This window comes from Erwinia sp. QL-Z3 (genome assembly GCF_004551645.1).
GTDB classification, from domain to species: domain Bacteria; phylum Pseudomonadota; class Gammaproteobacteria; order Enterobacterales; family Enterobacteriaceae; genus Erwinia; species Erwinia billingiae.
This window is the reverse complement of sequence record NZ_CP037950.1, coordinates 4,461,231-4,475,573: the sequence shown is the minus strand read 5'-3', so window position 1 is coordinate 4,475,573 and position 14,343 is coordinate 4,461,231. Positions and strand designations below refer to the sequence as shown.

At 55.1% G+C, this 14,343-nt stretch carries 16 protein-coding genes; 8 read left to right on the top strand and 8 right to left on the bottom strand.

Annotated features, from left to right (window positions below):
- Nucleotides 1-37: 37 nt before the first annotated feature.
- The 5 genes from E2F51_RS21520 to E2F51_RS21500 are packed head-to-tail and all read right to left on the bottom strand — an operon-like array spanning nucleotide 38 to nucleotide 5,942.
- Nucleotides 38-823 carry a FadR/GntR family transcriptional regulator gene (locus E2F51_RS21520; RefSeq protein WP_013202880.1) on the bottom strand — a complete coding sequence of 262 codons (786 nt, stop codon included), beginning with the start codon at nucleotides 821-823 and terminating at the stop codon, nucleotides 38-40.
- 13 nt (nucleotides 824-836) lie between these two features.
- Nucleotides 837-1,610: an ATP-binding cassette domain-containing protein gene (locus E2F51_RS21515; RefSeq protein ID WP_013202879.1), complete on the bottom strand. Its 774-nt coding sequence runs from the start codon at nucleotides 1,608-1,610 to the stop codon at nucleotides 837-839.
- The gene (locus E2F51_RS21510) at nucleotides 1,610-3,391 is read right to left on the bottom strand and encodes a dipeptide/oligopeptide/nickel ABC transporter permease/ATP-binding protein (RefSeq protein ID WP_134824523.1); all 1,782 of its coding nucleotides are present in this window, start codon (nucleotides 3,389-3,391) and stop codon (nucleotides 1,610-1,612) included. The genes E2F51_RS21515 and E2F51_RS21510 overlap by 1 nt, the downstream gene beginning before the upstream one ends.
- The gene (locus E2F51_RS21505) at nucleotides 3,388-4,335 is read right to left on the bottom strand and encodes an ABC transporter permease (RefSeq protein ID WP_134824522.1); all 948 of its coding nucleotides are present in this window, start codon (nucleotides 4,333-4,335) and stop codon (nucleotides 3,388-3,390) included. The genes E2F51_RS21510 and E2F51_RS21505 overlap by 4 nt, the downstream gene beginning before the upstream one ends.
- 20 nt (nucleotides 4,336-4,355) lie before the next feature.
- Entirely contained in the window at nucleotides 4,356-5,942 is a 1,587-nt protein-coding gene (locus E2F51_RS21500) for an ABC transporter substrate-binding protein (protein ID WP_134824521.1), read from the bottom strand.
- 121 nt (nucleotides 5,943-6,063) lie between these two features.
- On the opposite strand from E2F51_RS21500, the gene E2F51_RS21495 reads away from it, so the two are divergent.
- The 4 genes from E2F51_RS21495 (at nucleotide 6,064) to E2F51_RS21480 (ending at nucleotide 8,630) form a co-directional block, all read left to right on the top strand.
- Nucleotides 6,064-6,711, top strand: coding sequence for a DUF1028 domain-containing protein (locus tag E2F51_RS21495; protein WP_134824520.1), 648 nt, complete (start codon nucleotides 6,064-6,066; stop codon nucleotides 6,709-6,711).
- Between the two features lie 151 nt (nucleotides 6,712-6,862).
- Nucleotides 6,863-7,204, top strand: a complete 342-nt coding sequence (locus E2F51_RS21490) for a type II toxin-antitoxin system PrlF family antitoxin (RefSeq protein ID WP_134824519.1) — start codon at nucleotides 6,863-6,865, stop codon at nucleotides 7,202-7,204.
- Between the two features lie 25 nt (nucleotides 7,205-7,229).
- Nucleotides 7,230-7,718 carry a type II toxin-antitoxin system YhaV family toxin gene (locus E2F51_RS21485; protein WP_134824518.1) on the top strand — a complete coding sequence of 163 codons (489 nt, stop codon included), beginning with the start codon at nucleotides 7,230-7,232 and terminating at the stop codon, nucleotides 7,716-7,718.
- Nucleotides 7,719-7,889: 171 nt separating this feature from the next.
- A complete protein-coding gene (locus E2F51_RS21480) occupies nucleotides 7,890-8,630 on the top strand; it encodes an SDR family oxidoreductase (protein ID WP_134824517.1) in 741 nt (246 codons plus the stop codon).
- Between the two features lie 111 nt (nucleotides 8,631-8,741).
- Here the strand turns inward: E2F51_RS21480 and E2F51_RS21475 are convergent, their stop codons facing one another.
- Entirely contained in the window at nucleotides 8,742-9,644 is a 903-nt protein-coding gene (locus E2F51_RS21475) for a LysR family transcriptional regulator (protein WP_134824944.1), read from the bottom strand.
- Nucleotides 9,645-9,733: 89 nt separating this feature from the next.
- Here E2F51_RS21475 and E2F51_RS21470 point away from each other — a divergent pair, with 89 nt between their 5' ends.
- Entirely contained in the window at nucleotides 9,734-10,750 is a 1,017-nt protein-coding gene (locus E2F51_RS21470) for an NADP-dependent oxidoreductase (protein ID WP_134824516.1), read from the top strand.
- 67 nt (nucleotides 10,751-10,817) lie between these two features.
- Here the strand turns inward: E2F51_RS21470 and E2F51_RS21465 are convergent, their stop codons facing one another.
- Nucleotides 10,818-11,270: a GNAT family N-acetyltransferase gene (locus E2F51_RS21465; RefSeq protein WP_245174154.1), complete on the bottom strand. Its 453-nt coding sequence runs from the start codon at nucleotides 11,268-11,270 to the stop codon at nucleotides 10,818-10,820.
- Between the two features lie 107 nt (nucleotides 11,271-11,377).
- On the opposite strand from E2F51_RS21465, the gene E2F51_RS21460 reads away from it, so the two are divergent.
- The 3 genes from E2F51_RS21460 to E2F51_RS21450 all read left to right on the top strand — a co-directional run bounded on the left by E2F51_RS21460 (nucleotide 11,378) and on the right by E2F51_RS21450 (nucleotide 13,554).
- Entirely contained in the window at nucleotides 11,378-11,947 is a 570-nt protein-coding gene (locus tag E2F51_RS21460) for a TetR/AcrR family transcriptional regulator (RefSeq protein ID WP_134824943.1), read from the top strand.
- Nucleotides 11,948-12,006: 59 nt separating this feature from the next.
- A complete protein-coding gene (locus E2F51_RS21455) occupies nucleotides 12,007-12,483 on the top strand; it encodes a nuclear transport factor 2 family protein (protein ID WP_134824514.1) in 477 nt (158 codons plus the stop codon).
- Between the two features lie 171 nt (nucleotides 12,484-12,654).
- On the top strand, nucleotides 12,655-13,554 hold the full coding sequence (locus E2F51_RS21450) for a LysR family transcriptional regulator (protein WP_134824513.1): 900 nt from the start codon (nucleotides 12,655-12,657) through the stop codon (nucleotides 13,552-13,554).
- Here the strand turns inward: E2F51_RS21450 and E2F51_RS21445 are convergent.
- A complete protein-coding gene (locus tag E2F51_RS21445) occupies nucleotides 13,529-14,335 on the bottom strand; it encodes a substrate-binding domain-containing protein (protein WP_134824512.1) in 807 nt (268 codons plus the stop codon). The genes E2F51_RS21450 and E2F51_RS21445 overlap by 26 nt on opposite strands.
- Nucleotides 14,336-14,343 lie beyond the last annotated feature (8 nt).

Genomic DNA, 14,343 nt, shown 5'->3' with positions numbered 1-14,343 from the left:
CGCCTCGGGAGAAGCTAATCTGCTGAGCAACTTAAGATTATTCGCGATCGGCAGCAGGCTTTTCACTCAAAAACCGCTCTTCCAGCGTCGCTTCCAGCGTCAGCATGGCGTTCTCCGCATGCTGCATATGCTCGGTCATGATCCGGTCGACTTCACCGGCATCCTTGCGGCGCAAGGCCTCAATCAGGCGATACTGATACTCAATGCCCGCGCGGCGGTTGACCGGCTCAGGGCGCTGATAAATGTCTTTGCACACCGCCAGATCCTTCAGCAATCGCTGCAAAAAGTGACAGAGAAACGCCAGCAGCACGTTGTCGGAATAACTGGCCACCACGCCATGAAAATCCAGCTCGGCCATGCGCTGGTTCCAGCGCTCCTGCTCGTCAGCGGGTTCATGATCGTAGATTTTTATCAGCGTATGCAGCTGCTCAAATCCGGCGGCATCAATATTGTCGATGGCGCTGACCGCCACCAGCGGCTCAAGGGCTTTGCGCAGGGCATAGATATTGGCGATGGAAAGCTCGCGGGTGAACAGGTAGTTCGACAGCAGGCTCATCGCGCGGTTATCGCTCATGGATTCAATAAACGCACCGCCGCCTGGGCCGGTTTTGGTGCGGATCAGCCCCTGAACTTCCAGCGATTTTAACGCTTCGCGCACGGTACTTTTCCCGGCAGCAAAACGGCTGGCGAGATCCTTTTCCTGCGGCAGGCGATCGCCGGGCAGCAGGTTATCGCGCACGATGCTCTCTTTGATCGCGTCGACGATTTCATCGGTCCGCTTGCGACGGACGGGGTCCGCCTGCGGGATTTTTTCGGCATTCATCGCATTCTGTCCTTTATAGCCGGGGCGCGCTGGCCAGCAGCGTCTGGGTATAACTGTGCTGAGGAGAAGCAAACAGCACCTCGTTCGGTGCGCATTCTACCAAATCTCCGCGATACATCACCGCCACCCGATCGGCGATGGATTCCACCACCGCCAGGTCGTGGCTGATAAACAGGTAGGAGAGGCCAAACTGCGTTTTTAACTGGTCCAGCAGCAGCAACACCTGCGCCTGCACCGAGACGTCCAGCGCGCTGACCGGTTCGTCGAGCACCAGAATCCGTGCTTCCGCCGCCAGCGCGCGGGCGATGGCCAGACGCTGTGCCTGGCCGCCTGAAAATTCATGCGGATAGCCGAGCAGGGCATCAGCGGGCATCTGTACCGCTTCCATCAGTTCCAGCATGCGGGTTTTGCGCCGTGCGGCAGAATACCCGCAGAGGTGACTGAGCGGGATCGCCAGGATATCGGCAATGGTTTTGCGCGGGTTTAGCGACGCCACCGGATCCTGAAACACATACTGAATGGTGCGGCCCGATGCTTTCGCCTGCTGCGGGCGCGGCTGGCCCATCAATTCGATGCTGCCGGAGGTCGGGGTTTCCAGGCCGACCAGCATTCTGGCCAGGGTGCTTTTGCCCGAGCCGCTTTCACCCACCACCGCCAGCGTCTCCCCGGCGGCAAGGTGCAGCGATACCCCTTTAACAGCATGCACCTGGTGGTCACCGGCCGCGAACCAACGGCCTTTACGGCCAAAGGTTTTCACCAGATTTTTCACTTCAATCACGTTGCTCATCATCCCTCCTTCACGGTGGCGGGATACAATCCGGCGACCTGCTGCAAAAATTGACGTCCCTGGCCCAGTTTCGGCACGCTGGCAATCAGCCGGCGGGTGTAGTCGTGCTGCGGATGATCCAGCACCTGCTGCGTATCGCCGGTTTCGACGATTTCACCAAAACGCATCACCGCGACCCGGTCGCAAATCTGCGCAATAACGCCAAAGTCGTGGGTGATAAACAGCAGCGTCAGGCCCCGTTCACGGCGTAAACGTTGCAGCAGCTCCAGAATGCGGGCCTGCACGGTGACGTCCAGCGCGGTGGTGGGCTCATCGGCGATAATAATGTCCGGATCGTTAGCCAGCGCCATCGCAATTCCCACCCGCTGACGCTGTCCGCCGGAAAGCTGATGCGGATAGGCATGAAAACGCGGCGCCGCGTCCTGGATGCCAACGCTGGTCAGCAACTCCAGCGCTTTGGCTTTCGCAGCGGCGGAGGTTAACGGCTGGTGGGCCTGAATGGCTTCAATCAGCTGGCTGCCAATGCTCATCTGCGGATGCAGCGTGGTCAGCGGATCCTGGAAGATATAGGCCACCCGCGCGCCACGACGCTGCTGCAACGTTTTTTGCGGCAGTGACAGCATCTCTTCACCCGCGACATAAATTGCGCCGCCGGTAATTTCGCCCGGCGGGGAAGCCACCAGGCCCATCACCGACAGCGCGGTCACGCTTTTGCCGGAGCCACTTTCACCAATCAGGCCAAGGCATTCGCCGCGCTTAACGTGAAAGCTGATGCCGCGAACGGCGGGCTGGAACTGGCTGCCGGAACGGAAGCTCACCGCCAGGTCGACCACCTCAAGTAACGCCGCCTCGCCCTGGGTGGCGGCCGGGATGGCCGTGCGGGTAACGCGGGTCACCGCTCTGGCTCTGAGCAAGACGCCGGACTTCAGACGCGGATCCAGCACATCGCGGATGCCATCGCCCAGCAGGTTAAAGCTCATCACCAGCAGAAAAATCATCACCCCTGGCACCACCGAAACGTGCGGCGCGCTAAACATCTGCGCGCGGCCCTGGCCGAGCATCGAGCCTAAATCCGCCGCCGGGGGTTGCGTGCCCAGCCCAAGGAACGACAGGCCGGCGGTTTCAAGGATCATCCAGCCGACGGTGGTGGACAGGGTGATGACAATCACCGGCATCACGTTGGGCAGCACCTCGGTGAACAGGATCTGCGTATGGTTTTTGCCGGACAGCCGCGCCGCCTGCACAAAATCACGCTGGCGCAGGCCGACGGTCAGGCCACGGATATTACGGGCAAAGAACGGAATGTTGACCACGGCGATAGCGTACAGCGCGTTAAGCAGACCCGGGCCGAGCACCGCCACAATCACCAGCGCCAACAGGATGTAGGGAAACGCCATCAGCATATCGATAAAGCGCATCAGCAGGCTGTCGGCCTTGCCGCCAGCGTAGCCAGCAATCAGTCCAATCAGCGTGCCGAAAAAGGCCGCCAGCAGGGTGGCGCTGATGCCGACCGCCAGCGAAACCCGGGTGCCCCATACCAACCTGGACAGCACATCCCGGCCCAGCGGATCGGTGCCTAACAGGTGGCCGGGTGACAACGGCGGCAGCAGGCGTTTCAGTAAATCGGTGGCATCGGGATCGGCCAGCGGCAGCAGCGGGGTACAGAGTGCGGCCAGCGCGGAAAGGGTCAGAATAATCAGCCCGAGGGTTGCCAGCCGGTTAGCCAGCAGCAGCGACCAGGCCGAACGGCGCTGACGCGTCGGTGAGAGTGTCTCGCTCATGATTTTAACCTCGGGTCGAGAAGCGCCTGCAGGATATCGGCACACAGGTTGATCAACACATAGGCGCAGGCCGCGACCAGTACGCCGCCCTGTACCAGCAGCAGATCGCGGGTGGAAACGGCGTTGACCAGCATGGCGCCAAGGCCCGGCCACTGGAAGACGGTTTCGATATACACCGCGCCGCCCAGCACAAATCCGGCCTGAATACCGATCACCGGGATCACCGACACCAGCGCCATACGGAAAGCGTGGCCATAGATTACCTTGCGCTCGGACAATCCCTTGGCGCGCGCGGTACGGATAAAGTCCTGACGCAGCACTTCCAGCATCGCGGTGCGGGTCAGGCGGGCAATCACGCCGGTGGCGACAATCGCCAGCGTCACGGCGGGCATCGCCAGGTGCTGCAACAGATCCAGCCAGCCGCCACCGCCCCAAATGGCAACCATACCCGAGGCCGGGAACCATTGCAGCTGGACCGCAAACAGCATAATCATCACCAAGCCAATCCAGAATGACGGCAGCGAAATGCCGATCAGCACCAGCAGGGTAATCAGCCGGTCACCCCAGCCGAACTGCCTTACCGCTGAGACAATCCCCGCCAGCAAGCCCAACACCGTGCTGATTAACAGCGCGCTTCCGCCGAGGATCAGCGTGTTGCCGAGGCGCTGCATCACTTCATCAATCACCGGGCGATTGAGCACATAGGATCGGCCAAAGTCCCCATGCAGCATATTGCCGACCCAAATCAGATACTGCTGCCACAGCGGCTTGTTCAGCCCCAGCTCCTGATTGATGCGCGCGACATTTTCCGGGGTAGCCCAGGCGCCCAGTAATGCCTGTGCCGGGTTGCCGGGGATCATCGCCATAATCACAAACACAATCAGCGACAGGCCGATAAACACCGGCACGGTTGATAACAGCCTTTTTAACAGGTAGCTCCACATAACCACGCTCCGCTCTGAAATCAGTATTTGGTCACCCGGTTGAGTAACAGGTTAAAGTTGGGTTGCAGAGCAAAGTGCGCGATGCGCGTGGAGGTCACGGCGTTCTGCTTCCAGTTGGCGACGAAAATCCCCGGCGCATCGTCATGCACAATTTGCTGAACCTGCCGGTAGAGGGTGGCCCTCGTCGCCTTGTCGGTGGTCAGTCGCGCCTCTTGCAGCAGTCGATCGACCTGAGGGTTGCTGTAATAGCCGGAGTTAAATCCGCCTTTCTTCGGCCAGGCATCGGTGCGCAAAGTCAGGAACGGCAGGGTGTCGGGATCGTTGGTCATCCACGCCATTTCGGCCATATGGGTGTGGTTATCCAGCCCGGCATTGACCTTGGCCAGATAGGTGTTCCACTCATAGCTCTGAATATTGACCTTCAGCCCGACGGCTTTTAGATCGGCCTGAATGGCGGTGGCCATCGGCAGCGGATCCAGCATGCCCGAACCGCCTTCGGTGACATAAAAGGTCAGGGTGGCGCCTTCGGCTCCGGCGTCCTTCAGCAGCTGACGTGCTTTCTGCGGATCGTACGGCCAGGGCTGTACCGCCTTGTTGGCTGCCCAACCGAATGCGGAAGGTATCGGGCCATCCGCCACGCTGGCAGAGCCTTGCAGGATGTTATCGACCAGCGACTGTTTATTGATGGCGTAGTTAACCGCCTGACGCACGCGGCGATCGTTAAACGGCGGAACCTGGGTGTTGAGCATCACGTACCAGACGTGCGGGCCGGTGGTTTCATACAGACGGAAGCGATTGCTTTTCTCCTTAAACAATTTCACCGTGTCGGGCGGCACTTCCACCATCGCATCGATGCCGCCGGAGAGCATTTCCGCCACCCGCGTATTGCCGTCGGTGATCGGGCGGAACACCACGTTATTTACCGCCGGTTTGCCATCCCAGTAACCGGCATTTGCTTTGATCACCACGCGCTGGTTCGGCTGCCATTCGCTAAAGCTGAACGCGCCGGTGCCGACCGGATGGCGTCCAAACTCTTTGCCGTACTTTTTTACCGCAGTGGGCGAGACGATCAGCCCGGTCGGCGTCGCCAGATTCGACAGCAGTGGCGCGAAAGGCTCGCTAAGGTGAAATACCAGCGTCTGCTGATCGGGCGTTTCTATCGATTTTATCGAGGAGAAAAAGAACGACAGCGGGAAGGGGCCGGTGTTGTGCCACGGATTTTTATCATCGAGCATGCGCTGGAAGGTGAATTTGGCGGCTTCGGCGTTGAACGGCGTGCCATCCTGAAAACGGACGTTTTGCCGTAAATGGAAGCGATAGGTCAGGCCGTCCGGGGCGATCTCCCAGCTGGTGGCCAGCGCCGGTTCGATATCCAGCTTGCCTTCGCCATTGCGCACCAGCCCGTCATAAATATTGACCAGAATGCGGGAGTCATTCGCCGCCGTCGCCACCTGCGGGTCCAGCGACTGCGGTTCCGCTACCTGGCCGATTAACAGCGCATCGGCAGGGGTTTTCGCCTGCAATGCGGGCAGCCACAGCAGGGCCAGAAGCGCTGACGCGGGCAGCCATTTTCTGCTTAACAAATTTCCGGTTATCGCACTCAGCATCACGGCCTCTTCAGCAACAGGTGAAAGAATAAGCGTTGTTGTGTTTTTTATTTATGCGTATAAATAAACAATATTGCAATAATTTATACATATAAATTAGATCTGACCGCGAGGAATCGGGATGACTTTTTCAATCGTCGCACGCGATCCACAAACCGGCGCGCTGGGCGTGGCAACCGCGACCGCCGGGCCCGCCGTCGGGGCGTTGGTGATCCATGGCCGCGCGCAAACCGGCGCCATTGCCACCCAGGCGATGACCAATCCGCTGTATGGCGTGCGCGGTTTGGCACTGCTTAAAGCAGGCGAGGGTGCTGCGCAGGTGATGCGTACCTTGCTGGATGACGATCCCGAGGCCGCGCGCAGGCAGCTGATGATCGTCGATTGTCTTGGCGGCATTGCCCACTGGACGGGCGGTGAGTGTGGCGAATTTGCCGACAGCCTTGAATCGACGGTCTGCACGGTCGGAGGAAATTTACTGACCGGGCCCGACACGCTGCAGGAGATGATGGGCGTTTATCAGCAGCAGTCTGCGTTGCCCTTTGCCGACCGCTTGCTGGCGGCGATGTGCGCCGGAGCCGCGGCGGGTGGCGATCGCCGTGGACTGAAATCGGCTGCGCTCCAGGTCTGGCATGACCGTGAATACGCCAGCACCGATATTCGTGCCGACTGGAACGACGATCCGCTGGTGGCGCTGGCCGAAATTCTGCAGCAAACCCGCCAGCCGAGCCATGCGGACTTCTTTGCCGCGCTGCCCAAGGGCCAGCCGTAATCAAGGCGTGCAGAACCAGTGTGCTGAAAAAATAGCCAGTAATGCACTTGCATTGCACAATGCAGATGCATTACGCTCGTGGCAGGCTTGAAGACGCCAGGCGGTTTGATAATCCGCGACCCGATAGTGGGTAGGCGTCGAGGAGAAAATAATGAATGTAAACATGGCAGACGTGTCTTTGCGCGCGGAGTCCCGACTCACTGAGCGCAGCCAGACCACCATTCCCGCAGCGATTCGCGATGCGCTGCAACTGAAGCCGGGAGAATTCATTGAATACGCTCTGCTGCCCGGCGGTAAAGTCGTTATGTCCCGACGAGAAGAAGAAGAAGCGGAAGATCCGGTGGTCCCGCAGTTTCTGGCTTTCCTCGAAAACGACATGATGACCAACCCGCATCATATCCATGCAGTGCCACGCGAATTTTGGGCAGGGATCCAGCAACTGACTGCTGGCGTTGAGGTCGATTTAGACGGGCCGCTGACTGACGATGAGTAGCAGGCAACATGGAGCAGGAGGCGACATGGAGTATTTGGAGATCAATGGATGGAAATTCTATTTTCATTCCTGTTTTCTGACGCAGCTGGCTGAACTTCAAAATAAGGTCCTGGCGCTGAAAAAAAAGGATCCCCAGGGCTATCACAAAAAGAAAGAAACCAAGCTGCTGGCGGCGATTGAGCAAATCATTACTCGGGTGATCCCGGCCAATCCACTGGACAGCCACTTTCGGCAGGGCAATACCTTAGGCCAGGATTACCGGCACTGGTACCGCGTCAAATTCCTGCAGCAATTTCGGTTATTCTTCCGCTTCAGCGTGCCCCACAGAACCATCATTATTGGTTGGGTAAATGATTTCGGCACGCTTAGCGCTTATGGTTCGAAAACAGATGCCTATACGGTATTTGAACGGATGCTGAAGTCTGGCGAACCCCCTGATGATTGGGAGGCGCTGCTGAAGCATTGCCAAACCGATGCCAGGGTTATAAACAGCGATATTTCTCGGAAATATTAAGCCGGTTTATACGCTTCGCTTAATGTTTTGATCGTTCAAAAATTTTCTCTGCAAGGTAAAAATCAGACCTCGAAACCGAAAATTCATAGTTTCATGTGGAAACAGATGACGGCTGATGTTCCTTTTGCGTAAGGTGTTTGATGATTTTAAAGCCAAATGAGGGGGGTAAACGTGAGCAGATTTGAGGGAAAACGCATACTGATCACTGGCGGTACCAGCGGGATGGGGTTGGCAGGTGCTCAACGCATTGTCAGGGAAGGCGGTCATGTCGCCATTACAGGGCTCAATGAAGAAAGGCTGGATCGCGCCCGCAGCCTGCTGCCTGGCACATCGCTTATTCTGAAAAACGATGCGGCAAGCGAAGCAGACATAAGCGCACTGCAAAGAGCGATAAGCGGCTGGGGCTCGCTGGATGGTTTGTGGCTTAATGCTGGCTTCGCAGAGGTAGGCTCTGTGGAATCTGTAACGGCAGATGCGTTTAACCGCATGATGAACGCGAATGTCCGTGGCCCGATGCTACAGCTGGCAGCATTGTCCGATTCACTCAACCCCAACGCTTCGGTTCTTGTCACCTCGTCTTCATCTGTTTATGAAGGTGCGGCAATGACCAGTCTCTACGCAGCAACGAAAGGCGCCGTTGTGGCGATGGTTAAAAGCTGGGCATCTGCGTTGGCTGAACGCGGCATTCGCGCCAATACACTGGTACCGGGTCCGATTGAGACCAATTTCAGACATTTTATGCCTGAAGAGTCTCGTCAGCAGTTCGAGGATTTTGTGGTGAGCCAGGTTCCTTTGGGCCGAGTCGGAACAGCCGAAGAAGCCGCTGCAGTTGCACTCTTCCTGCTTTCCGACGATGCATCCTACGTGACCGGCAGTCAGTATGCAGTTGACGGCGGGTTGGTTCATTACTAATTAACAATCAGAATTCTGAAAAGTTATTGGCCGGGGCGGCTGGTGATAGCCAATAATTTATCAAAGCAATGTATGAATCGCGTGGGCTTTAATTCCATACTCTAAGGCCGCCTAACAGCGATCAATAAGATGATCCAGCAATGCACGAACGGCCGGGTTAGACCGCCGGCTTTCATGCCAGAGTGCCGTAATATTATGCCGCTCAACAGCGAAAGCGGTCAGGATCGGAACCAGTCTTTTATTCTTTACCCATGAATCAGCCATAAAACTCGTCGCCATTCCTATTCCGCCTCCTGCAGCAACTAAGGCCAGTACGGCTTCGCTGGCATCAACAACAACATCTGACGATGGCAAAATCTCTGTCTCCCGTTCCCCAACCTGAAAAGGCCAGCGAAAAAGCTGCCCTGTTTGTTGATAACGCAGGTTTACCGTTTTATGGCTCATGAGGTCATTAGGATTTTCAGGGGCAGAGCAACTGGCAAGATATTCAGGCGAGGCGTAACACCCAAGGCGGTACGGCGAGAGACGGCGCGACAGAAGATTTGAATCGTCAAGATCGCCAAGCCGGACGGCAATATCAATGCTCTCATCCTCGATACTGATAACGCGATCGCTCAACCGCAAGTCAATTTTCACTTTTGGATACAGCGCGCAGAATTGCGGAAGTGCAGGAGCAATCACATGCAGACCGATCGGGTACGATGCCGCAATACGCAGTGTCCCTGCGGGCTCCGCGCGCGAGCGTTTCGCTATCTGCTCAATCTCGTCTGCATCCTGAAGCAATCGTAAAGCCCGCTCGTGAAGCTCACGGCCTTCTGCGGTTAACACCAGTGAACGTGTCGTTCGGGTAAACAGGGTAATGCCAAGTTGCGTCTCCAGCCGCTGGATGCTCTTACTGATTGCTGAAGGTGAGACTGACAGGGAACGGGCAGCAGCAGTGTAGCTGCCGAGCGCGCCAGCACGAGCGAATGCAATTAAACCGGTGAGTCTTTCAAAACCTATTTGTTCCTTCATGGCACAATTAAAGCGAAATTCAGCCTGATTATCAATGTCAGATTTCAGGCTTATCATCGGTCATCTGATTACCTTTAAGTGAGATTGTGATGACTGACATGATGAAAGCAGTTCAGCTTTATGCATTTGGTGGGCCTGAGAACCTGCAGTATGGCGAGACAACCCGTCCAGTGGTGGGAAGCAATGAAGTACTTGTTAAAGTACATGCGGCCGGCCTTAATCCACCGGACTGGTATTTGCGCGACGGTTACCGGGCGCTCCCGCCTGAATGGTGGCCTGACCCGACCTTTCCGCTCATTCTGGGAACAGACATATCAGGCGTAGTCGCAGCCGTCGGTGAGGATGTTTCGGAATTCACCATCGGCAACGAGGTTTACTCAATGGTACGTTTTCCTCAGGGGGTAATGCAGGGCAGCGGCGCCTATGCTGACTACGTGAGCGTACCTTCCTCAGAGCTGGCAATGAAACCCCAACGTATCGGACATGTTCAGGCTGCGGGTGCGCCAATGTCGCTTCTTACTGCCTGGCAGTTCCTTGTCGAGCTGGGTCACGATGCTCCCAATCCTTTTCAGTCCTTCAGGCATACACCTGTCCCATTAGAAGGCCGGACGGTGCTGGTAAACGGTGCCGGTGGAGGCGTTGGACATCTTGCGGTGCAGATAGCCAGGTGGAAAGGTGCGCGAGTAATCGCCGTGGCTTCATCCCGAAATGAGGAGCTTATGCGTGAGCTGGGGGCAGATGAGTTTATTGACTACACCAAAATTGCAGCTGAAACCGCGGTGAAAAATGTCGATCTTGTGATTGATGCCGTTGGCGGTACAAATATGGAGCGCTTCCTGACGTGTATCAAACCGGGAGGCGCGTTGTTTCTCGTCAACCCTCTGGGGTTTGCCGGACAGGAGGAGGCGCTCAGAAAGAACATTACGGTTTCAATCACGCAGGTACGCTCAAATGGTGCGCAATTAGCTACTGCCGGCAGCCTTCTGGACGACGGAACGATCCGGGTTGTTATTGACAGCACTTACCCATTAGCCATGGCGTCCGCTGCTCATCAGCGTGCTGCACTGGGGAGCATTCAGGGCAAGATCGTGCTCACTAACTTTTGATGATCACTTTTCCGTTACTGCATTCGCTATTTAGTGCCAGAAGCAGACCTCAGATCCAGTGATTCAATCATCGCAATGCCTTTGAGAAACAGACAGCGTCTGTCCTACCGATATATGGGCCGTAATTCTCAATACGGGTATAACCATTTTTCTCGTAGAAATTGACGGCCCGATAGTTAATGCGTCGGGTTTCCAGCCTGAGCTCGATATATCCCATCTCTTTTGCAGATTTTTCCAGAAAGGTGAGTAAAGCACCGCCAACCCCTGACACACTTCGGTCTGAAAACATTCTTTTAAGCTCGGCTATCTTTTGCGTTAGTGGCCGTATCGCACCGCATCCTATAGCTTTGCCTTGAGAATTCTTTGCTAATGCCCATAACGCTTTGTCATCACTCATTGCTTCAGCGGTGAAATTACTTTTACCGTTATCACCAGTAATCGCGGCAAGTTCTGCAGATAGCAATTCGATCAGGCGAAGGGATTCTGAAGAAAATGGATCTGATTTCTCTACTGTTATCATGGTTATATCCTGCAGGATGAGTGTGACCAACATAACGCATCTTACTTTAACCTTCTTTTTTGAGAAAACTGTTGATTATGGAGAACGATCGTTCTACCATTCAATTCATGAACAGAAAGCCAACAGATACCCGAGAAAAAATCCTCACCACCGCCGAGCAATTGATTTATCGGAACGGTATCCATGCAACGGGCATGGACCTTCTGGTTAAGACCTCGGGCGTAGCCAGGAAAAGTATTTATCGCTATTTCGCGACCAAGGATGATGTGGCCGCCGCCGCGTTGAAAGAACGTGATGAGCGCTGGATGTGCTGGTTCCGAACAGAATCTGATAAAGCTGATACCCCTCAAGCGCGCATTTTGAATATGTTCACCGTGCTCAGAAGCTGGTTTGAATCAGAAGGCTTTCGTGGCTGTGCATTTATCAATACCGCGGGAGAAGTGGGTGATCATACCGACCCCGTTCGCCAGATAGCGAAGCTGCATAAACAAAAATTACTGGATTACACGCGTGAACTCACCGGGCAATTAAACATTGAGCAGCCTGCAGTTCTGGCCAGGCAGATATTTATTCTGATTGAGGGCGCGATCACCATGTCTTATGTGATGGGGGATAGCAGCGCGGCCGACAGTGCAGGGGACGTTGCAAAACACTTGCTGGAGTCTGTCTCTCCTTAATGCCTGGAAGACATAAAACTGTTTCTACTGAGATATCCTAATTTACGGGAGGCTATACCATGTCTGATACACACACTCGTCCGCCACTTCCGCCGTTCACTCGCGAATCGGCGACTGAGAAAGTTCGGCTTGCTGAAGACGGCTGGAACAGCCGCAATGCGGAAAAAGTTTCGCTGGCCTACTCACTGGATACCCAATGGCGCAACCGAACCGAGTTTGCAAATAATCGTGAAGAAGCCAAAGCCTTCCTCACCCGTAAGTGGAATAAAGAACTTGAGTACCGTCTCATAAAAGAGTTGTGGGCGTTTGACAGCAACAGAATCGCTGTCCGCTACGCTTATGAATGGCGTGATGATTCAGGTAACTGGTTCCGCTCTTACGGGAATGAAAACTGGGAATTTGAAGCAGATGGCCTGATGCAGCGTCGTTTTGCCTGTATCAATGACATGCCTATAAAGGAAAGTGAGCGCAAGTTTCACTGGCCCTTGGGCCGTCGGCCGGATGACCATCCGGGGCTGTCGGAACTGGGTTTATAGTTTGTCGGTTAATGTTCGACGGTGACTTTTCCCCGTTAGCCTGTATTTATGCCAATGCCCAACGAATTCGATTAGTCCGCAGAACCTGAATCGTGCTGCAAATGAGAACACCCTCGCGATGCGGGCGGAAAATGCAGGTATCGGGGAAATTAAAAAGGATTGTTTGCTGCTATGCCCGTAAATTTTGATCTCAACGATCTTTATGCCTTCCGAGCGCTGGTTGAATACAGTAATTTTCGGCTTGCCGCAGAGTCCATCTGTCTTTCACAGTCAGCATTGAGCCGCAGGATAGAAAAGCTGGAAACCGCGCTGGGAATCAAGTTGTTCAACAGAACCACCCGGCGTGTGACGTTGACACTTTATGGACAGACCTTTGCTGAACGTTCAGATCAGCTACTGGCGAATGTTGAGGGAGTATTAGCCGACATCAATAAGGTGAGTCAGGATCGGGTAGGGCTGGTCACTATCGCCACGGTGCCATCGGCAGCCTACTATTTTATGCCGGATGTTATCCGCCGTTTCCAGGCTCGCTATCCACGGGTACGCGTTAAGATTATCGATAGCAGTGCAGGTAATGTTATTGAAGCGGTTGCCAGTGGTCAGGCCGATTTCGGCATCTGTTTTGCAAAAGATCTGCAACCTGATATCGAATTTATACCGCTAACAGGCGATGTCTACGTCGCTGCCTGCAGGCGTGATCATCCGATAGCCAGTAAAAAAAACCTGACCTGGCGAGAGTTTTATCAACAGGATTACATTGAGCTTGATAAGACGTCCGGTAACCGCAACCTGCTCGATAAGATGCTGGGGCACATCGTTCCTGAGCGCCCCAGTATCTGCGAAACCCGACATGTGACCACCATGCTGGGTATGGTTGAAGCGGGTGTCGGTATTGCTGCCGTACCCGCTATGTCGATGCCGACCTCAGAGCATCATATGCTGACTCACCTTCCCCTCACAGAGCCGGTGGTGAAGCGTACGGTTGGCCTCATCAGACGCAGTGGACGTATGCAGTCCTACGTTGCAGCGGAGTTGGAGAAGCTCATCACTGAACAGTATCATGCTGTTTAACCGGCAGTTCAGCCGTCACGGATCTCATTCCGGTAGCGCGAATAGTTTTTTGCACCTCAGTCGAAGACAGGAACTTCAGTAACGCTTTGCCTTCCTGTCCGTGATGAGATTTGGCGATCACCGCACCGGCAAAACGGGTAACGTACTGCACATCTTCAGGGAGTTCACCAATAAAGGTCACTCCCGGCACAGGAAGCAGTTCACTGACTTGCTGGAAACCGACCGCATAGTTCCCTTTAGCGACCTCAGATGCCACCGGAATGCGCTGGATCATATGCGCTTTTGTTTTCACCTTGTCTTCGATATCCAATTTTTTGAACAGATGGCTGCTGATATAGCGGCCGCTGGCACTGTCAGAATATGCAATAGATTTGGCCTGCAAGAGGGTATTGCGCAGATCGGCATCCGTTTTAATATTCGGTTCAGGGTCACCTTGTTTGACGACCATACCGATTGATGAGTCGGCTAATTCCACGCGCGAGCCCGGCAGAAGCCAGTTATCCTTTTCCAGATTGCTCAGCGCATCACCCACCATAATCACCACATCAGCATTTTCTCCACGGGCCAGACGCGCTGGGATCGCCTGAGGCGTCTTACCCATAGAGGGGCCGGATATCAAAATAATATTGTCACCGGTTTCCGCTTTAAATTGCGGGGCCAGTTTTTCCAGTGCGGCTTTAAACCCGCCTGAAATCATGACGGTGACGTCCCTGGCAGCCACCCCCGTGCTGACAGAAGAAAGCAGCAGCGAGGCGAGGAGTGAAAGATGAATTTTGTGCATGACGTGAT